This window comes from Frigoribacterium sp. ACAM 257, from assembly GCF_007954365.1.
Classification (GTDB): domain Bacteria; phylum Actinomycetota; class Actinomycetes; order Actinomycetales; family Microbacteriaceae; genus Frigoribacterium.
This window is the reverse complement of sequence record NZ_VOLO01000007.1, coordinates 1-18,966: the sequence shown is the minus strand read 5'-3', so window position 1 is coordinate 18,966 and position 18,966 is coordinate 1. Positions and strand designations below refer to the sequence as shown.

Sequence of the window (18,966 nt, the reverse complement as noted above, 5' to 3'; positions counted from 1 at the left end):
CGCAGCCGCGGGCACGGCCGCTCCCGGTCCCTAGAACGTCCGCATCGGGATCTCCGCCGGCGCCTCCAGCAGGCGCTTCACCTCGTCGTCGAGCTTGACGAGCGTGATCGACGCGCCGGCCATGTCGAGCGACGTGCAGTACTCGCCGACGTAGCTGCGGACCGGGGTGATGCCCTGGGCGACGAGCTTCTCGTGGGCGATGCCGTAGAGCAGGTACAGCTCGCTGATCGGCGTGCCGCCGAGGCCGTTGACCATCAGCGCGACCTCGTCGCCGTCCGAGAACGGCAGGTCGGACACGATCGGCTCGAGCAGCAGGTCGACGATCTCGTCCGCGGGCACGATCTTCTGTCGGGCCCGGCCCGGCTCGCCGTGGATGCCGACGCCGACCTCGATCTCGTCGTCGCCGAGCTCGAACAGCGGCGAGCCCTTCGAGGGGGGAGTGCAGGCGGTCAGGGCCACGCCCATCGTCCGCGTGACCGAGTTGACCTTCTCGCCGACGCGGACGACCTCGTCGAGGTCGGCGCCCTCCTCGGCCGCCGCTCCGACCGCCTTGATCACGAAGAAGTTGCCGGCCACTCCTCGACGGCCGATCGTGTAGGTCGAGTCCTTGACGGCGACGTCGTCGTCGATGAACAGGGTCTTGACCTTGATGCCCTCGGCGTCGGCGAGCTCCTCCGCCATCTCGAAGGCCATCTTGTCGCCGGTGTAGTTGTTGACCAGCAGCAGCACGCCCTTCTCGCTCTGGACGCGCCGCGCCGCCTCGACCACGTAGTCGGTCGGCGGGGCCGCGAAGACGTCGCCGGGGCAGGCAGCGTCGAGCATCCCCTTGCCGACGACCATCACGTGGGCGGGCTCGTGGCCGGAGCCGGAGCCCTGCACGATCGACACCTTGTCCTGGTCCGGCGCGTCGGCACGGACGATCAGGTTGTACTTCGGGTCGTAGGTGAGCGTGTCGGGGTTCGCCAGGGCGAGGCCCTTGAGCATCTCCGGGACGAACGCCTTCGGGTCGTTGATGAACTTCTTCATTGCGGGTGCCTCACTTCGTCGTGTGTCGCCGTGGTGGGAGGGGGAGGGGAAGTCGGTCGGACGCGCCGGGTCACCACGCGTCCGCGACGCGCTCGGCGAGCACGGCGACCGCGATCGCTCCGGGGTCGGGGGACCCGATGCTCCGCTCGCCCGTGTAGGAGGCGCGGCCCCGTCGTGCCTGGAGGCTCGCGGTGGCCTCGGCGGCGGCCCGCGCGACCTCGGCGCCGTGCCGTGCCGTGCCGGCCGCGTCGGTGCCCGCGGCGACGTCGGCCTCGACGGCGTCGGTCAGGGGCACCAGCGCGTCGAGCAGGGTCTTGTCGCCGACGTCGGCGCCGCCGCGCTTCTTGATGCCCTCGATCGCGGCCCGGAGCATCGCGACCGTGTCGTCGGGCGTGGTCTCGCTCTTGCCCTTCATCGTGATCGCGGCCCGGAGGAAGGCGGTGCCCCAGATCGGGCCCGAGGTGCCGCCCATCCGGCTGCTCATCGTCGTGGCCACCTTCTGCAGGAAAGCCCCGAGGTCGTCGTGGTCGAACTGGTCGAGGTCGGCGAGGACGGTCTCGAAGCCGCGCGCCAGGGAGTAGCCGAAGTCGCCGTCGCCCGCGACCGCGTCGAGGTCGCAGAAGTACGCCTCGTTGTCGACGCAGGTCTGGGCGATCAGCCGGACGACGTCCACGAGACGGGACGAGTTAGTGTCGGCGGGGGGAGCGTCGTTGCTCATGTGTTCCTCGGTCTCCTGTGTTCGGGTTCGGTCGGGTCGGTGCGTCGGTGCGTCGGTGCGTCGGTGCGTCAGTGCGTCAGTGCGTCAGTGCGACGAGGGTGCCGAGGTCCACGAGGTCGAGGGGACCGACGCCGCGCGGGTCGGCGAGCACCCGGCTCGGGGCGTCGGGCAGGTCGCCCAGGCTGTCGACGACGAGCGCGGCCCCCGCGAAGTCCTCGTCGACGGTGAAGCTGCTCGTCGTCACGACCGTCGCGAGGTCGGCGGCGACCGCGGCACGCAGGCCGTTGGCGCTGTCCTCGACGACGACGGCGTCGTCGGCCGACACCCTCAGCTCGCGGAGCGCCAGCTCGTAGATGTCCGGGGCGGGCTTCTTGCGGGGGACGACGTCCCCGGCGAACACCGCGAACCGCGAGGCGGCCTCGGGCCCCACCACGTGCTCGAGCACGGCCCGGACGGACTCCTCGGCCGAGGTCGACGCGACCGCGAGCAGCCAGCCGGCGTCGTGCGCCTCGTCGGCGATGCGGGCTATGCCCGGGCGCCCGGGCATCTCGCCCGCCCGCACCTTCGCGGTGTACCGGCGGGTCTTCTCGGCGTGCCACTCCGCGATCGCCGCGCGCTGCGCCTCCTCGTCGTCGGGCAGCCCGGCGCGCTCGACGAACTCGGGCGTCAGCAGCGAGGCGAGGCGCTCCTTGCCGCCGCCGATGCGCAGCACCCGTGCGTAGTCGTCGGCGCTCCACCGGACGGGCAGCCCGAGGTGCTCGAACGTCTCGTTGAACGCGGGGAGGTGGCCGTCGCGTTCCGTGTCGGCGAGCACCCCGTCGCAGTCGAAGAGGAGTGCCCTCGTCATCGTGCGCTCCCGGTGCCGGCGGCCTTGCCGTCGGCCCCGAACCAGGCGACGTGCTCGGCGATGACGTCGGTCACGGCGGCGGAGACGTCGGCGATCAGTCGGGGCGGGTCCCAGCGGTCCTTCGCGCGCGCCACCTCGAGGTGGGCCAGGGACGCCTGCATGTAGGCGTGCTTGACCGCCGTCGATATGTTGATCTTCGAGACCCCCGCGTCGATGAACGACCGGAAGTCCGCCTCCGACAGGCCGGTCCCGCCGTGCAGCACGATCGGGCGGTCGGTCAGCGCCGCGAGCTCGGCCGCCCGCTGCGGCAGCAGCTGCGGGTGCGCCTTGTAGAGCCCGTGGCTCGTGCCGAGCTGCGGGGCGAGCAGGTCGCTGCCGGTGCTCTCCGCGATCTCGGCGAGCTGCTCGACGGAGTAGGCGTGCTGCGACTCGTCGCTGCCGACCCCGTCCTCGACGCCCAGGATGTTCTCGATCTCGGACTCGACGTCCACCCCGGCCGCGTGGGCCTCGGCGGTGACCTCGTGCGTCTCGCGCACGGCGTCGTCGAGGTCGCGGTCGGAGGCGTCGAAGAGCACCGAGGACCAGTCGGAGGCGATGACCTCGGTGAGGACCGCCCGGTCGGGGCAGTGGTCGAGGTGCAGGGCGACCGGCACGGTCACGTCGCGTGCCAGGGCGGCGAAGAGGTCGGTGACGAACGCGCAGCCGGCGGTGCGGACGGTCTTGGTCGAGATCTGGACGATGAGCGGGGACGCGGTGCGCTCCGCGGCGGCGAGCACGGCTCGCATGCTGATCTCGTCGAAGACGTTGACCGCGGGCACCGCGTAGCCGGCGTCCCGAGCGGTTCGGGTCATGGACAGTGTCGATGCGACCACGGATTTGTCCTCACTTCCTCGTGGGGTGGTGCCGCCTCCGGCACCTGCTCGGAATGTACATGTCCATACAGGGCTAGACAAGTAGACTCCGCAAGAATTCGCCGTGAGGGATCTGGGAAGGTGGTGCTCGTGTCCGACGTCGTCGACCGGGACTCCCTCGTCCCCCTCTACCAGCAGCTCGAAGAGATCTTCCGCGCGCGCATCGCGAGCGGCGAGTGGGCCCCGAGCCAGCGCATCCCGTCCGAGAACGAGCTCAACCGGCTGTTCGGCCTCAGCCGGATGACCGTCCGGGGGGTCCTCACCAAGCTCACCGCCGACGGGCTGCTCGTGCGCGTCCAGGGCAAGGGCACCTACGTCGCCCCCGACAAGATCACGGCCGTCTCGCCGGCCTACCAGGGCATCCGGGAGCAGCTCGAGGTGCTCGGCTACGACATCTCGACCGAGCTCGTCTCGTTGGTCTGCGAGCCCGCGCCGACGCGCGTCCGCGAGCGGCTGAGGCTGCCGCCGGGTGCCCTCGTCTTCGCGATCGTCCGGCTGCGCTCCGTCGACGGGCAGCCGCTGAGTGTCCACCGCTCGTTCGTGCCCGCCGACCTCGCCCCGACCCTCGACCGTCTCGACGTCGTGGGCGAGCAGCTCTGCGTCGTGCTCGAGTCGGCGTTCGACCTGGCCATGCACGACGTCGCCGAGTCGCTCGAGGCGGTGGCCGTCACCGCGACCGACGCCGAGCTGCTGCACCTGCAGCCGCGTGACCCCGTCCTGCAGCTGACCGACGTCATCTCGGACGCCGCAGGCGGTGCCTTCGAGTACTCGACGATCGTGTTCCGGGGCGACCGGATGCGGCTCTCCTTCGACTACAGCAAGCGCTGAGCCGCGGCCCCGCGGGGTGCTGCACCGTGCCCGTCGCCGGGGCGCCCGGGCCGTCTGGGTGCTCAGGGGGCTCGGCCGGGCTCTAGTCGTCGTGCTGCGGACGGTCCGCGTCCCGGGCTGCCGCGGGTGACGACGTGGCGAGCGCGACGCCCGCGCCGACGGCGGTCCGCTCGGACTCGTCATCGAGTGGTCCGGCAGCCGAGGTCGCGGTCGCAGCCGTCGACCTCGCCGCGCCGGCGGCACGCGCGACGGCCACGGACCGCGTGACCGCGTCCGTGAGGGAGCTCGTCGCGGAACGTCGCGCCGCAGCCGCTCGGCGGGTCGCCGAGGTCGCCGCCCGCCCTGCCCTGGCTGCGTGCCGGCGGGTCGTCGTCCAGGCCGCCGCGAGAGCAGCCGGCTCCGAGGTCGACGTGCGAACCGCCTCCTCGGGGGTGGGCACGGGCGCGACTGGGGCTGGGGTCGGGGCCGACTCCGAGCTCGACGTCGGCAGTCGCCCGAGCAGGCGGTCGGCCAGGGCGACGAGCAGCACGACGACGCCCCCGACGACGAGCGCCGACGCCAGCAGGAGGAACGCGACCGCGACGTAGTCGTAGGGGCCGTCGACGGCGCGGGCGTCCGCTGCCAGGCCGAGCGCGCCTCCGGCGACGACGGCGGCGAGAGCCGCTGCCGCGCACCGCGCTGTCCTGCCCATGTCGGGACCCTCCACGACGGGACGCCGCGGGGCCGGATCAGACCCGAGGACTCGTCATGGGCGGACTGTACGCCGGGCGGCCCGCAGGCGGTAGCCCCCTGCGCTCAGCGGACACGGCTCAGCCCTCGGGCCCCCGGCACCCCTCGAACCCGCGCGCACCCTCGCGCGCGCCGAGGGGTGTGCGCGGGTTCGAGGGGTGCGGCCGCCCCGCTGACGCCGCCGCCGCAGCCGCGGGCTCAGCTCAAGACGTGCGCGCGGCGACCTCGTCCGCGGCGAGCACGGCGGCCGCTTCGTCGCGTCGGTCGCGGGCGGGCCTGCCCCCGTCGCCGTCGTGCTCGACGGTGAAGTGCGGCACGAGCCGCGGCGCGATCCGCCGCACGACCCCGGCGTCCGCGGCCGCGGCGACCGGTGCCACCCGGCGCACCCGCAGGTGCTGTCGGCGCACGAGCCAGACGACCGCGATCCCGGCGGCGACGAAGCCGGCGGCGGCACCGACGCCGATCGCCCAGCGGGGCCCTGCCGTGTCGGCGACCCAGCCCACGATCGGGGCGCCGAGCGGCGTGCCGCCCGTGAAGATCGCCATGTACAGCGCCATCACGCGGCCGCGCATCTCGGGCGCGGTCGACAGCTGCACGGTGCTGTTGGCCGTGGTCATCAGCGTGATCGACGAGAGCCCGACGGCGACGAGCACGGCGGCGAACGTCCAGTAGCTGGGCATCAGCGCGGCGACGGTGCAGGTCACCCCGAAGGAGGCGGCGGCCAGCACCAGCACCCGCATCCGCGGGCGCTCCCGTCGCGCCGAGAGCAGGGCGCCGGTCAGCGACCCCACGGCGATGCAGGACGAGAGCAGGCCGAACCCGCTGGCGTCCACGCCGAACTCGACGCTCGCCATCGTCGACGTGAAGATCGGGAAGTTGAGGCCGAAGGTGCCGATCACGAAGATCATCGTGAAGACGACGAGCAGGTCGGGGCGCCCCTTGACGTACCGGAACCCCTCGCGGATCTGCCCCTTCGCCCGGGACACCGGCGGCTTGTGCTGCAGCTGAGAGACGCGGATGAAGCGCAGCGACAGCAGCACCGCGGCGAACGACGCCGCGTTGATCAGGAACACCCAGCCGGTGCCCACGCTCGCGATCAGCACGCCGGCGACGGCAGGGCCGAGGAGGCGCGCGCCGTTGAACGAGGCGGAGTTCAGCGAGACGGCGTTCGAGAGGTGGCCGGGGGGCACGAGCTCCGAGACGAAGCTCTGTCGGATCGGGGCGTCGATCGCGTTGACCGTGCCGAGCAGGAGCGCGAAGACCCACACCATCCAGAGCTGCGCGACGTCGGTGAGCACGAGCAGGCCGAGGGCCAGGCCGAGCAGCGCCATCGTGCCCTGGGTGAGCATCAGCATGCGGCGGCGGTCGAACCGGTCGGCGATCAGCCCCGTGACGGGCACGAGCAAGATGGGCGGCGCGAACTGCAGGGCCATCGTGATGCCGACCGCGGTCGCGTCGTGGTCGGTCAGGTGGGTGAGCACGAGCCAGTCCTGCGCGGTGGCCTGCATCCACGTGCCCGTGTTCGAGACGAGCGCGCCGCCGAACCAGAGCCGGTAGTTGTAGAGGCCGAGCGAGCGGAACATCGCGCTCACGAGCGGTTCAGCTTCCGGAGGATCTCGGTGGCGTCGGCCAGGGTGCGGCGCTCGTCGGCGGTCAGCGCGGCCAGCCGCGGCACCAGCCACTCGTCGCGGCGGCGTCGGGTCTCGAGCACGAACGCGGCACCCGCCTCCGTCGTCTCGAGCACCACCCGGCGACGGTCGTCGTCGTCGACCCGGCGGCTGAGCAGGCCGGCGTCGACGAGCTTGCCGACCGTGCGGTTCATCGACGGGGGAGTGACGCCCTCGTGCTCGGTCAGGGCGCCGATGGTGAGCGGCTGCTCCTGGAACACGTAGCCGAGGGCCGTCATCTGCGCGTCGGAGACGTCGACGTCGGCCTTCTGCTGACGCATGCGGCGGGCGAGGCGGAGCACGGAGCCGCGCACGTCGCTCGCGAGCTGGGCGTGCGGAACGGTGCGGCGTGCGGGTGCGGGTGCGGGTGTTGCGGTGTCGGTCATCGCCCGTCAGCTTAATCATTTAGCTCGCCTAAGTAAACGATCGGGCACGATGTCCGACACCTGTTGCCGCCAGGTCCATGCAGGCGTATCGTCGAGGACGGCTCATCGACGAGCCCCACACGACACGAGGAAGAAGCGACAGCATGGGCAAGTTCAGCGGCAAGACGGCGATCGTCACCGGCGGCGGGAGCGGCATCGGCGCCGAGGTCTCGCGGCAGCTCGCCGCGGAGGGCGCGTCGGTCGTCGTGACCGACATCAACGTCGAGGCGGCACAGCGCATCGTCGACGAGATCACCTCGACCGGCGGCACGGCCGTCGCGTTCGAGCAGAACACCGCGAAGTGGGAGCACTCGGAGGCGGCCGTCGCGTTCGCGAAGGAGACCTACGGAGCCCTGCACCTCGCCGTCAACAACGCGGGCATCGGCGCCGCGCCGCAGACCATCGGCGACTACGACATCGCCGCCTGGGACAGGGTCCGCTCGGTCGACCTCGACGGCGTCTTCTACGGCCTCAAGTTCCAGCTGCCCGCGATGGTGGAGGCCGGCGGCGGAGCCGTCGTCAACATGGCCTCCGTGCTGGGCTCGGTCGGCATCGCGAAGAACGCGGCCTACGTCACCTCGAAGCACGCTCTCATCGGTCTGACCAAGGTCGCCGCGCTCGAGTACACGGCGCAGGGCGTCCGCACCAACGCCGTCGGCCCCGGCTTCATCGACACGCCCCTCGTCCGCTCGTCGATGTCGACCGACGAGCTGCACGCGCTCGAGGGCCAGCACGCGTCGGGCCGGCTCGGCACCGACTCGGAGGTCGCGGCTCTCGTGCTGTTCCTCCTCAGCCCCGAGGCCTCGTTCATCTCGGGCAGCTACCACCTCGTCGACGGCGGCTACTCGGCGCACTAGCGCTCGCGCTCAGGCTCGCGGCTGAGCGGGGCACAGCTCGAGGGCGGGTCATCCGGGTCGAGGGCGGGTCCCGAACGACCCGCCCTCGACCCAGATGACCCGCCCTCGACGTGAGCCGCATCGCGGGAGGCGCTTCGGCGCCGCTTCAGCGGCGCTTCAGCGCACCCGCGCCAGGATGGGCACGCGGGCATGGTGCGCGCGAGGAAGGGGCCGACCGTGCGCGTGCTCGTCGTCGAGGACCAGCCGACCCTGGCCGAGGGGCTCCGCGTCGGGCTCGAGGCCGAGGGCATGGCCGTCGACGTGGCCGGCACCGGTACAGACGCCCTCTGGCGCACCCGCGAGGGCAGCTACGACGTGGTCGTCCTCGACATCATGCTGCCCGGCATGAGCGGCTACGCCGTCTGCCGGGCGATGCGCGAAGGAGGCGACTGGACGCCGGTCATCATGCTCACGGCCAAGGACGGCGAGTGGGACCAGGTCGAGGCCCTCGACACCGGGGCCGACGACTACCTCACGAAGCCGTTCTCGTTCGCGGTGCTGCTCGCGCGCCTCCGTGCGCTCGTCCGCCGCGGGGCCCGGGAGCGTCCGGTCGTGCTCGAAGCCGGCGACCTCCGGCTCGACCCGGCGTCGCGCGACGTCCGGCGCGGCGACGAGCAGATCGAGCTGACGAGTCGCGAGTTCGCCGTGCTCGAGTTCCTGATGCGCCGTGCGGGCAGCGTGGTCACGAAGCGCGAGGTGCTCGACGGCGTCTGGAACGACGACTTCGAGGGCGACCCGAACATCGTGGAGGTGTACGTCCGGCATCTCCGCAACAAGGTCGACCGGCCCTTCGGCCGCGAGTCGATCGTCACGCTGCGCGGGGCCGGGTACCGGCTGGAGGCGCGGGGTGGCTGACGACGCCGGTCGCGTCGGCCGCCGTGGTCGCCGCGGTCCTCGTGGCCGCCGCGGCTCGCTGCGCCTCCGCATCACCGCGGCCGCCGTGCTCGCCGTGGCCCTCACCCTCGGCGCGTTCGCGATCGTCTTCGCGCTGGTGCAGCAGGCGGTGCTCGCGGACGCCCCGCGGTCTGCCGCGTCCGCCGACGTCGACCGTGCAGTCGCCGCCCTCGCGGGCGGCTCGAGTCCTGCCGTCGCCGTCTCCGGCGACGCGGACGGTGCGCTCGTGGCGGTCTTCGACTCCTCCGGCAGGCTCGTCGCGACGGGCGGCGACGACGACCTCGCCGAGCACGCACGCGAGCTCGCCGGCGTGACCTCCGGCAGCCGGGTCTCGCTCGACGGGGACGACTTCGTCGTCGAGGCCGACGGCGCCGAGTCGGCGACGACTGCGACGTCGACCGCATCGCCGAGCCTCAGCCCGAGCCCGTCGTCGAGTCCCTCCCCTGTGCCCGAGCCGTCGGAGTCCTCGTCCGACGACGACGCCCTCGACGAGGACGACGCCGCCGAGGCTGCGCGGGACGCCGCCGAGGATGCCCGCGACGCCGCCGAGGACGCCGCCGAGGACGCCGCCGCCCGGGCAGCTGACGACGCGGCCGCCTCCTCGGGCTCGGACGAGTCGTCGGACGACTCCGCCGACGACGTCCAGACCGTCACGACCCGGTGGGACGTCGTGGCCGCGCGCTCCCTCGACGAGGCGCAGGCCGCCTCCTCGGCCAGCCTGCTCACGCTCGGCGTGGCCGTCCCCGTGGCGCTGCTCGTGCTGGGCGTGACGACCTGGTTCGTGGTCGGGCGGGCGCTGCGCCCGGTCGAGTCGATGCGCCGCGAGGTCGCCGAGGTGACCGCCGCGAACCTGTCGCACCGCCTCGCCGACCCGGGAGGGGGAGACGAGGTGTCGCGGCTCGCGTCGACCCTGAACGGCATGCTCGACCGGCTCGACGCCTCCGCGACGGCGCAGCGGCGCTTCGTCGGCGACGCCTCGCACGAGCTCAAGACGCCGCTCGCGACGATCAGGCAGCACGCCGAGGTCGCCCTGCTGCACCCCGACAGCATCGACGGACGGGCGCTCGCCGGCACCGTCCTCGGCGAGGAGGCGCGCCTCACCTCCCTGGTGCAGGGCCTGCTGGTCCTCGCCCGGTCCGACGAGGGCGCTCTCGGCGTCGCCCGCCGCCCCGTCGACCTCGACGACCTCGTGCTGACCGAGGCGGCGCGTCTGCGATCGGCAGCGGGCACTGGTCCGGGTGTCTCCGTCGACGCGACGGCGGTGGGCCCTGCCCGTGTGCGCGGCGACGAGGGGCTGCTCGGCCAGGTCGTCCGCAACCTCGTCGCGAACGCGTCCCGGCACGCCCGCTCGACCGTGGCCCTCGGGCTGGTCGAGACTCCTGGGGGGCGTGCCGTGCTGACCGTGGACGACGACGGCGCGGGAGTCGCGCCGGAGGACCACGTGCGCATCTTCGAGCGCTTCGTCCGGCTCGACGAGGCCCGCGACCGCGACGCCGGCGGCAGCGGTCTCGGCCTCGCCATCGTCGCCGAGATCGTGCGGGTGCACGGGGGCTCGGTGCGGGTCGAGACGGCACCGCTCGGCGGCGCCCGGTTCGTGGTCGACCTCCCCGCCGACGCGGCCTGACCTGTCGGCGTGACCAGCGCCTCCTCGATGTCGAAACACCCCGGAGTGGACGATGCACCCCGGAACGACGGGGTGCATCGTCCACTCCGGGGTGCGGGGTGCGGGGTGCGGGGTGCTGCGGGGTGCGGGGTGCGGGGCGACGCTCGCTGAAGGTTCCTTCAGGTCGCTTCAGGGGTGCTTCAGCGCCCGCCCGCGACAGTGGGGTCATCGCTCGAGAGAGCACCGCCCGCCGCGCAGCGGCCCCACGATCGGAGACACCGTGAAGAACGTCCTGAAGAGCAAGAAGTCCCTCCTCATCGCCGGCGGCGTCGTCGGGGTGCTCGTGCTCGGCGGCGGCGGCGTGGCCGTCGCGTCGACGCTCGACGACCGGGTCGGCGGCGCGGCGAACGACCGGGCGCAGGAGGCGGCGCTCGCCGAGACCGGCGGAGGCACCGTCACCGACGTCGACCGTCTCGACGACGGCCTGCCCGGCTACGAGGTCGACGTCGTGCTGCCCGACGGCCGCGAGAGCACGGTGCTGCTGGGCGACGACTTCAGCGTCTCGTCGTCGCGGATCGACGACGACCGCGACGACCGCTCGAGCAGCGACGACCGCTCGAGCAGCGACGACCGCGACAGCAGCGACGACCGCGACAGCCGCGACGGCCGTGACGACGATTCCGACGTCTCCGACGACTCGACCTCGACGCCCGGAGCCTCGAGCACGCCCGGCTCGGGCGGCACCTCGGGCAGCACCCCCGGCACGGACGACGACGACCTCGTCGGAGCCGACTTCGACCAGGCTGCCGCGGCCGCGATCGCCGCTGCAGGCGGCGGAACCGTGACCGACGCCGACCGCAGCGACGACGGCGACACCGCCTACGAGGTCGACGTGCGCCTCGACGACGGGACCGAGGTCGACGTCGACCTCGACGCCTCCTTCGGGGTGCTCCGCACCGACGTCGACGACCGCCGCTGACCTGCCCGGCGCGCTCCGCGCCTCCTCCGCACCCTCCGCACCCTCCGGACCCGCGCACGCCCCCGTGCGCGCCGGAGGGTGCGCGCGGTTCCAGGGGGTCTCGACGACGACCAGCGCCGCCGGCGGCCCGACGATGCGAGGATGACCCCGTGCCCACCTTCTCCGCCGCCCGAGGCGACCACACGTTCGTCGACGCCCACGGCGTCACCGTCCACTGGTACGTCTGGCGTGCGGCCGACCCGCGCGGCTCCGTCCAGCTGATGCACGGCGTCGGCGAGCACGCGCTCCGCTACGAGGAGCTGGCGCAGGAGCTCGTCCGCGCCGGCTGGACGGTCTACGCCGACGACCACCTCGGCCACGGTGCGACCGGCCTCGGCCAGCACGGCGGCGACCACACGAAGCTCGGCCGGCTCGGCCCGTCGGGGCTGCGGGGGGCGGTGGAGGCGGTCGTCCAGTTCACGGGGATCATCCGCGACGACGCCCCTGGCCTGCCGCTCGTGGCGCTCGGCCACTCGTGGGGCTCGCTGATGCTGCAGAAGATCGTCGACGAGCGGGCCTCCCTCTACGACGCCGTCGTGCTCAGCGGCACCGCCTACCGGGTGCCGGGCAGCATGAACGGCGGAGACCTGAACGCGCGGCACGCCCACCTCGGCACCACCGGGTACGAGTGGCTGAGCCGTGACCCGGCCGTCGCGGCCGAGATGGCGGCCGACCCGCTCGCCGTCGACGCGAAGGTGGCGACCCTCTTCGGCTGGCGCGACGCGCTGCGCCTGCTCGGGCGTCCGGCTCGGAACCTCGACGCCGACGTGCCGCTGCTGATCCTCGTGGGCGGCGACGACCCGCTCGGAGGCGAGGAGAGCGCGCGCAAGCTGGCCACGGCGTACGCGTCGCGCAGCGGGCTGACCGACGTCGAGCTCGTCGTGTACGACGGCGCCCGGCACGAGGTCTTCAAGGAGACGAACCGGGCCCAGGTCTTCGCCGACCTCGTCGCGTGGCTCGACGCCCGCCTCCCGCGCCCGCGCCCCTGACCCTGACCTCGCGCTGACCTGGCGCCGACCGGCCGCAGACCGCGCAGGCATAGGCTGCAGCCATGCACGGTGAGTACAAGGTCCCTGGCGGCAAGCTCGTGGTGGTCGACCTGGAGGTGCGTGAGGGCCGCATCGCCGAGTTCCGGCTCGCGGGCGACTTCTTCCTCGAGCCCGACACGGCGCTCGACGCCATCGACCGTGCGGTGAACGGCCTCCCGGTCGAGTCCGACGCGGCGTCGATCGCCGCCGCGATCAAGACGGGCCTGCCCGACGACGCGGTCCTGCTCGGCTTCTCGCCCGACGCGGTCGCCACGGCGATCCGCCGCAGCCTCTCGAAGGCCACCGACTGGCGCGACCACGACTGGCAGATCATCCACGACGCGCCCGTCTCGCCGAACATGCACCTCGCCCTCGACCAGGTCCTCACCGAGGAGGTGGGGGCCGGTCGCCGCCAGCCCACCCTCCGCTTCTGGGAGTGGGACCAGCCCGCCGTCGTCATCGGCAGCTTCCAGTCCCTGCGCAACGAGGTCGACCTCGACGCGGCAGCCGAGCACGGCTTCGAGGTCGTGCGGCGCATCAGCGGGGGCGGCGCCATGTTCATGGACGCGCAGTCGATCGTCACCTACTCGCTCTACGCCCCCGGCGAGCTCGTGCAGGGCATGAGCTTCGCCGACAGCTACGCGTACCTCGACGAGTGGGTGATCACGGCCCTCAAGTCGCTCGGGATCGACGCCTTCTACCAGCCGCTCAACGACATCACGAGCGCGAAGGGCAAGATCGGCGGGGCCGCCCAGAAGCGCCTCGGCAACGGGGCCCTGCTGCACCACGCCACGATGTCGTACGACATGGACGGCGAGAAGATGGTGAAGGTGCTCCGGATCGGGCGCGAGAAGATGAGCGACAAGGGCACGACCAGCGCCGCGAAGCGCGTCGACCCCCTCCGCAGCCAGACGGGCCTGGCGCGCGCGGAGATCATCGAGCGCATGAAGCAGACCTTCACCGGTCTCTACGGCGCCGAGGTCGGACACGTCACCGACGACGAGCTCGACAAGGCCGAGCAGCTCGTCACCACGAAGTTCGCGACGCCGGAGTGGCTCCGCCGCGTCCCCTGACCCGAGGAGGCGGGGGCCGGGCCGCCGAGGTCGGTCGCGACGATCGGGACTCGCCCCCGTGCTCGGACCCTCGAGTGGTCAGTTCCCGTCCCTCCCGCTCATGGGAACGACAGGAACTGACCACTCGAGGTGAGGTCCGGGCCGAGCCGGTGCGGGCCGAGCCCGAGGTCAGGACCTAGCTAGCGGGTCAGCAGCTCCTGGTAGTCGACGTGCTCGTCGACCCAGTCGACGACGAACGGGCACATCGGCACGACGCGCAGCGACGTCTCCGAGCGGACGTCGTCGAGCGCACCCTGCACGAGCTGTGCCCCGAGGCCGGCGCCGCGGCGGGCGGGCTCGATCTCGGTGTGCGTGAAGCGGATCTCGTCGCCGACGACGTCGTAGGCGGCGAGGCCGATCGTGCTGCCGTCCTCGACGAGGACGTACTGGTTCTGGTCGGGGCGGTTCTCGACTGTGGTGCTCATCCCGACACGGTACGCCCGGTGGCTCGGGCGCTGTCCCGCGGTGCGAGAGGATGGCGACCATGCCCGTCGACTGGACCCGCGCCTCCTCGAGTCTCGTGGTCCACGGCGACAACCTCGACGTGACCTCGACGCTGCCCGACGGAGCGTTCACGGTCGTCTACCTCGACCCGCCGTTCAACACGGGTCGACCCCAGACGCGGCGCGCGACGACGTCGGTGCGCAGCGTGCCCGACTCGGTGACCGCCGTGACCGGTTTCAAGGGCCTCGGCTACGAGCGGATCCGCGGCGACCTGATGCGCTACGACGACCGCTTCGACGACTACTGGTCGTTCCTCGAGCCGAGGCTCGCCGAGGCGTGGCGGCTGCTCGCCGACGACGGCACGCTCTACCTGCACCTCGACTACCGCGAGGCGCACTACGCGAAGGTGCTGCTCGACGCCCTGTTCGGCCGCGACTCGTTCCTCAACGAGATCATCTGGGCCTACGACTACGGCGCCAAGAGCCGCAACCGGTGGCCGACGAAGCACGACACGATCCTCGTCTACGTGAAGAGCCCGAAGGGGTACTTCTTCGACTCGGAGACCGTCGATCGCGAGCCGTACATGGCGCCCGGGCTGGTGACGCCCGAGAAGGTCGCGCGCGGCAAATTGCCGACCGACGTCTGGTGGCACACGATCGTCTCGCCGACGGGGCGCGAGAAGACCGGCTACCCGACGCAGAAGCCCGAGGGGGTGCTGCGCCGGATGGTGCAGGCGTCGTCGCGCGAGGGAGACTGGGTGCTGGACTTCTTCGCCGGCAGCGGCACGCTCGGCGCGGTCGCCGAGGCGCTGGGGCGCCGCTACGTGCTGGTCGACAGCAACGAGGAGGCGGTGGCCGTGATGCGCAGACGCCTGCCCGACGCGACGTTCGTCGTCGCCGAGCCGCCCCGGGCCTCCACGGCCAGCTAGGCGGTGGCAGCAGCGGCTGGGAGGCGGCCCTCGAGCTCGGCGAGGGCCTCGGCCTCTGCCTCGGCGCGGGCCTCGGCGAGGGCGATCTCGGCGAGGGCGTGGTCGTCGACGTCGACGGCGGCCGTCATGGCCTCGAGGAACGAGACGACCGCTGCGGTCTCGTCGGGCGACAGACCCTGCGCCGCCGTGATCATGCGGCTGTGCATGCCGGAGAGCGTGTCGGTGACCTCGGCGTGCGTTCCCTCGGTGGCCCGGAGCAGGACGCCGCGCTTGTCGGTGGGGTGGGGAAGGCGCTCGACGTGGCCGCTCGCGACGAGTCGGTTGATCAGCACGGAGGTCGACGCAGAGGTGATGGCGAGGTGCTCGGCCAGCACCTTCGCGCTGACGGGCTCGTGCTTGCGCCCGGCCCGCACGAGGAACCTCAGCGCGGCCAGGTCGGTCTCGTTCATCTTCATGCTGTCGCGCGTGCGACGACGCATGTCCGACTCGGCTGCACGGTAGCGGCGAAGGGCGTTCAGCACGGCGACCCCGCGCTCGCTGGCGCTGGAGCCGTACCAGTACCCCGTCGCGTCGTAGGTGCGCCGGGTCGGCTCGGAACTCATGCTAGAGAGTGTAGCTAAGCCGATCAGGGAGTTCCAGGAGCGGGGCTGCGCCCCGAGCGGTTCCCAGCCAGTTCGAGGGCTGCGCGACGGGCCGGTCAGCTGGACGCGCGTCCGGCCCGTGTGCGGGGCCGGACAGCTCGACGCGCGTCCGGCCCGTGCGCGGGGCCGGTCAGCTCGACGCGGTCAGCTCGACGTCGTCGGGCCGGATGCGGGTCGGGCCGACCCCTCCCCGTCGCCCTCGACGACCGGGACGCTGCCCGTCGTCGGCGCGACCAGCGCGCCCGACGCGGCCGCCGCCTCCTGCGCCGCCAGCTCGGCCGCCAGCCGGTCGTCGTTCGCCTCGTCGATGGCCGACTTCTGCCTCAGCGGCGACGCCTTGAGGAAGAAGCTGAGCACGAAGGCGAGCAGCACGATGCCGAGCGCGACCCAGAACACGGTGACGGTCGCCTGCGCGAACCCGTCGAGGAACGGCGCCGCCAGCCGGCTGTCGGCCGTGTTCAGGAACGACGTGTTGCCGTTCAGCGCCCCGCCGACCTGCGACGTGTCGCCGTTCTGCGCCGCCTGGTAGAGACCGAGGATGCTCGCGTTCGCGCTGTCGGCGGTGACGCTCGGGTCGGCCAGCGCTGCCTGGGCGTCGCGCTGCAGGGCCGGGTCGGCGAACGCCGCGGCGATCGTCTGCGGGATGCGCGAGAAGAGCACCGAGAACAGCACGGCGGTGCCGAGCGTGCCGCCGATCTGGCGGAAGAACGTCGACGCCGAGGTGGCGACGCCGATGTCGCGCGGCCCGACCGAGTTCTGCGACGCGATGGTGAGCGTCTGCATCAGCTGGCCGAGGCCCAGGCCGATCAGCAGCATGCCGATCATCATGAACCAGTAGGGCTTGTCGTACGACAGGTTCGTGAACCAGAAGAAGCCGAGCGACATGAACGCGGTGCCCGTGATCGGGAAGATCCGGTAGCGGCCGGTCCGCGAGATGAGCTGGCCCGACACGATGGACGAGATCATCAGCCCGGCGATCATCGGCAGCATCTGGAAGCCGCTCTCGGTCGGCGTCGAGCCGAGCACCAGCTGCAGGTAGAGGGGCACGGTCAGCAGCGCGCCGAACATGCCGAAGCCGACCAGCACGCCGAGCACGGTCGCCATCGAGAAGGTGGCGTTGCGGAACAGCTTCAGCGGGATGAGCGCGTCGTCGCCCATCGCTCGCTCGACCATGACGAACGACACGATGCCGACCGCGCCGATGACGTAGCAGGCGAAGGCTCCTGGCGACGACCAGCCCCACTCGCGGCCCTGCTCGGCGACGAGCAGCAGGGGCACCGCGGCCACGATCACCGAGGCCGCGCCCCACCAGTCGATGCGGACGTTCTCGCGACGCACCTGGCCGGGGATGTGCAGGAACCGCACGACGATCGCCAGCGCGACGACGCCGATCGGGAGGTTGACGAGGAACACCCAGCGCCAGCCGGTGACGAACAGGATCTGGTCGGCGCCCGCGAAGAGCCCGCCGACCAGCGGGCCGATCACGCTCGAGATGCCGAACACGGCGAGGAAGTAGCCCTGGTACTTGGCGCGTTCGCGCGGGGCGAGGATGTCGCCCATGATCGTCAGCGGCAGCGCCATCAGGCCGCCGGCGCCCATGCCCTGCACGGCGCGGAAGATCGCGAGCTGGTACATGCTCGTCGAGAAGCCGGCCAGCACCGAGCCCAGCAGGAAGATCGAGATCGCGATCAGGAACAGCGGCCGACGCCCGAAGATGTCCGAGAGCTTGCCGTAGATCGGCGTCGAGATCGTCGACACGATCAGGTAGGCGGTGGTCACCCACGCCTGCAGGCTCAGCCCGTCGAGGTCGTCGGCGATGGTGCGCATCGACGTGCCGACGATCGTCTGGTCGAGCGCCGACAGGAACATGCCCGCCATCAGCCCGAAGATCACGAAGAGGATCTGGCGGTGGGTCATGAGCCCCTCTCGCTCCGCGGGCGCCGAGGAGGCGGTGGTCGCCGGGGAGGAAGAGGCGGTGGTTCTCGACATGGTGCGGCGTCCTTCGGAGGGCACGAGGTGGTGAGGCTGCGGAGCAGCACAGGAGCTGCGGGACCGGGCGTGGGCTGCGGAACGGGAGGAGCGGGGCGGCGACGCTGCAGCCGAGGGAGGCGCACCGAACGTGCGCAGACCGCAAAAGTACTGCACCGGCACGGCTTCCACCAGACGTCGTGGGGAGCCTGTGGACAGAGAGGGCCGAGCCGCGGCCGGGGGAGGGGCCTTAGCCTGGTGCGATGCCGTCCTCCCGCCGTCGCCGATCGTCGGCTCGCCGCTCGTCGCGTCGCCGCTCGTCGTCGGCCCCGCTGGCCGCGCTCGCGCTGGCACTGGTGACGGCAGCCCTCGCGGGGTGCACCTCGGGCGCCGCGCCCGGCGCGAGCACGAGCGCGAGGCCGAGCGCACCTCCTTCGTCGTCGTCGCCCTCGTCGACCCCCGAGCCCCCCGAGGAATCCGCCCCCGTGACCAGCCCCGCCGAGCCGCCGGCGCCGTCGGCACCCGCCGTGCCCGCCTTCGACAAGTCGGCGCTGTCGATCGACGACCCGGCGAGCCTCTGGGTCGTGACCGACAAGCTGCGGACCGTGGACCCGATCGACTACGTGCCGAGCGATCTCGTCACGGTCGACGTGGCGTCGCAGAACCCGCCCGTGTTCCGCCGCGAGGCCGGCGACGCGCTGCTCGCGCTGTTCGCCGCGGGGGAGGCGGAGGGTGCGGGACAGTTCCAGGTGCAGAGCGCGTATCGGTCGTACGCCACGCAGGTGAGCGTCTACCAGGGCTGGGTCGACCGGCTCGGCCAGGCGCAGGCCGACATCCAGAGCGCTCGGCCCGGGCACAGCGAGCACCAGACCGGGCTCGTCGCCGACATCAGCCCGGTCCCGCTGAGCTGTGCTCTGCAGGCGTGCTTCGGCGACACCGCCCAGGGGCAGTGGCTGGCCGCCAACGCCTGGCGCTACGGGTGGCTGCTGCGCTACCCGGCCGACAAGACGGCGATCACGGGCTTCACCTACGAGCCGTGGCACTTCCGCTACGTCGGGGTGCCGCTCGCGACCGAGATGCACGCGACGGGCGTCACCACGCTCGAGGAGTTCTTCGGCCTGCCGGCTGCGCCGACCTACGCCGGCTAGGCGCCGCCGCCAGCTGGCCCCCGCCCCCCCCCCCCCCCCCCCCCCCCCCCCCCCCCCCCCCGCAAACCGACAAGCCCCGCGGAGTTTCCCGCCGGGGTTTTGCCTTCCCCTCCCCTTTCCCCCCCCCCCCGGGCG

Annotated in this window: 19 protein-coding genes; 9 read left to right on the top strand and 10 right to left on the bottom strand. The window is 72.5% G+C overall.

Annotation, left to right across the window (positions count from 1 at the left end; translation table 11 throughout):
* Nucleotides 1-30 precede the first annotated feature (30 nt).
* From dhaK to ES689_RS14565, 4 genes are all read right to left on the bottom strand, one after another.
* Nucleotides 31-1,026: a dihydroxyacetone kinase subunit DhaK gene (gene dhaK / locus ES689_RS14580; RefSeq protein WP_146906151.1), complete on the bottom strand. Its 996-nt coding sequence runs from the start codon at nucleotides 1,024-1,026 to the stop codon at nucleotides 31-33.
* A 70-nt stretch (nucleotides 1,027-1,096) separates the two neighbouring features.
* Complete coding sequence (gene dhaL, locus ES689_RS14575; protein WP_146906149.1) at nucleotides 1,097-1,744, bottom strand: dihydroxyacetone kinase subunit DhaL; 648 nt, start codon at nucleotides 1,742-1,744, stop codon at nucleotides 1,097-1,099.
* A gap of 76 nt (nucleotides 1,745-1,820) precedes the next feature.
* Entirely contained in the window at nucleotides 1,821-2,591 is a 771-nt protein-coding gene (locus ES689_RS14570; protein ID WP_146906147.1) for an HAD-IA family hydrolase, read from the bottom strand.
* The gene (locus ES689_RS14565; RefSeq protein WP_146906145.1) at nucleotides 2,588-3,442 is read right to left on the bottom strand and encodes a class II fructose-bisphosphate aldolase; all 855 of its coding nucleotides are present in this window, start codon (nucleotides 3,440-3,442) and stop codon (nucleotides 2,588-2,590) included. The genes ES689_RS14570 and ES689_RS14565 overlap by 4 nt, the downstream gene beginning before the upstream one ends.
* Nucleotides 3,443-3,592: 150 nt before the next feature.
* Between ES689_RS14565 and ES689_RS14560 the strand changes: the two genes are divergently transcribed.
* Entirely contained in the window at nucleotides 3,593-4,330 is a 738-nt protein-coding gene (locus ES689_RS14560; RefSeq protein ID WP_223269632.1) for a GntR family transcriptional regulator, read from the top strand.
* Between the two features lie 82 nt (nucleotides 4,331-4,412).
* On the opposite strand, the gene ES689_RS14555 is transcribed toward ES689_RS14560, so the two are convergent.
* The 3 genes from ES689_RS14555 to ES689_RS14545 all read right to left on the bottom strand — a co-directional run bounded on the left by ES689_RS14555 (nucleotide 4,413) and on the right by ES689_RS14545 (nucleotide 7,112).
* A complete protein-coding gene (locus ES689_RS14555) occupies nucleotides 4,413-5,021 on the bottom strand; it encodes a hypothetical protein (protein ID WP_146906141.1) in 609 nt (202 codons plus the stop codon).
* A 241-nt stretch (nucleotides 5,022-5,262) separates the two neighbouring features.
* Nucleotides 5,263-6,651 carry an MFS transporter gene (locus ES689_RS14550; protein WP_146906139.1) on the bottom strand — a complete coding sequence of 463 codons (1,389 nt, stop codon included), beginning with the start codon at nucleotides 6,649-6,651 and terminating at the stop codon, nucleotides 5,263-5,265.
* Nucleotides 6,648-7,112 (bottom strand): MarR family winged helix-turn-helix transcriptional regulator, encoded by a 465-nt coding sequence (locus ES689_RS14545; RefSeq protein ID WP_146906137.1) that lies wholly within the window; start codon nucleotides 7,110-7,112, stop codon nucleotides 6,648-6,650. The genes ES689_RS14550 and ES689_RS14545 overlap by 4 nt, the downstream gene beginning before the upstream one ends.
* A gap of 143 nt (nucleotides 7,113-7,255) precedes the next feature.
* Here ES689_RS14545 and ES689_RS14540 point away from each other — a divergent pair, with 143 nt between their 5' ends.
* From ES689_RS14540 to ES689_RS14515, 6 genes are all read left to right on the top strand, one after another.
* A complete protein-coding gene (locus ES689_RS14540) occupies nucleotides 7,256-8,008 on the top strand; it encodes an SDR family NAD(P)-dependent oxidoreductase (protein ID WP_146906134.1) in 753 nt (250 codons plus the stop codon).
* A 216-nt stretch (nucleotides 8,009-8,224) separates the two neighbouring features.
* Nucleotides 8,225-8,902 (top strand): response regulator transcription factor, encoded by a 678-nt coding sequence (locus tag ES689_RS14535; protein ID WP_133738958.1) that lies wholly within the window; start codon nucleotides 8,225-8,227, stop codon nucleotides 8,900-8,902.
* Entirely contained in the window at nucleotides 8,895-10,565 is a 1,671-nt protein-coding gene (locus tag ES689_RS14530; protein WP_223269631.1) for a cell wall metabolism sensor histidine kinase WalK, read from the top strand. Before ES689_RS14535 ends, ES689_RS14530 begins: the two co-directional genes overlap by 8 nt.
* Nucleotides 10,566-10,824: 259 nt before the next feature.
* Nucleotides 10,825-11,523, top strand: a complete 699-nt coding sequence (locus tag ES689_RS14525; RefSeq protein WP_146906132.1) for a PepSY domain-containing protein — start codon at nucleotides 10,825-10,827, stop codon at nucleotides 11,521-11,523.
* Nucleotides 11,524-11,672: 149 nt separating this feature from the next.
* Entirely contained in the window at nucleotides 11,673-12,551 is an 879-nt protein-coding gene (locus ES689_RS14520) for an alpha/beta fold hydrolase (RefSeq protein ID WP_146906130.1), read from the top strand.
* A gap of 62 nt (nucleotides 12,552-12,613) precedes the next feature.
* The gene (locus ES689_RS14515) at nucleotides 12,614-13,663 is read left to right on the top strand and encodes a biotin/lipoate A/B protein ligase family protein (protein WP_146906128.1); all 1,050 of its coding nucleotides are present in this window, start codon (nucleotides 12,614-12,616) and stop codon (nucleotides 13,661-13,663) included.
* Between the two features lie 179 nt (nucleotides 13,664-13,842).
* Here the strand turns inward: ES689_RS14515 and ES689_RS14510 are convergent, their stop codons facing one another.
* A complete protein-coding gene (locus ES689_RS14510) occupies nucleotides 13,843-14,127 on the bottom strand; it encodes a GNAT family N-acetyltransferase (protein WP_146906125.1) in 285 nt (94 codons plus the stop codon).
* 59 nt (nucleotides 14,128-14,186) lie between these two features.
* Between ES689_RS14510 and ES689_RS14505 the strand changes: the two genes are divergently transcribed.
* Nucleotides 14,187-15,074, top strand: coding sequence for a site-specific DNA-methyltransferase (locus ES689_RS14505; protein WP_146906124.1), 888 nt, complete (start codon nucleotides 14,187-14,189; stop codon nucleotides 15,072-15,074).
* Here the strand turns inward: ES689_RS14505 and ES689_RS14500 are convergent.
* Nucleotides 15,071-15,676, bottom strand: coding sequence for a MarR family winged helix-turn-helix transcriptional regulator (locus ES689_RS14500; RefSeq protein ID WP_146906122.1), 606 nt, complete (start codon nucleotides 15,674-15,676; stop codon nucleotides 15,071-15,073). The genes ES689_RS14505 and ES689_RS14500 overlap by 4 nt on opposite strands.
* Nucleotides 15,677-15,859: 183 nt before the next feature.
* The gene (locus tag ES689_RS14495) at nucleotides 15,860-17,704 is read right to left on the bottom strand and encodes an MDR family MFS transporter (protein ID WP_370512383.1); all 1,845 of its coding nucleotides are present in this window, start codon (nucleotides 17,702-17,704) and stop codon (nucleotides 15,860-15,862) included.
* A 242-nt stretch (nucleotides 17,705-17,946) separates the two neighbouring features.
* Between ES689_RS14495 and ES689_RS14490 the strand changes: the two genes are divergently transcribed.
* Nucleotides 17,947-18,831 carry a M15 family metallopeptidase gene (locus ES689_RS14490; RefSeq protein ID WP_146906120.1) on the top strand — a complete coding sequence of 295 codons (885 nt, stop codon included), beginning with the start codon at nucleotides 17,947-17,949 and terminating at the stop codon, nucleotides 18,829-18,831.
* The last annotated feature ends 135 nt before the right edge of the window (nucleotides 18,832-18,966 follow it).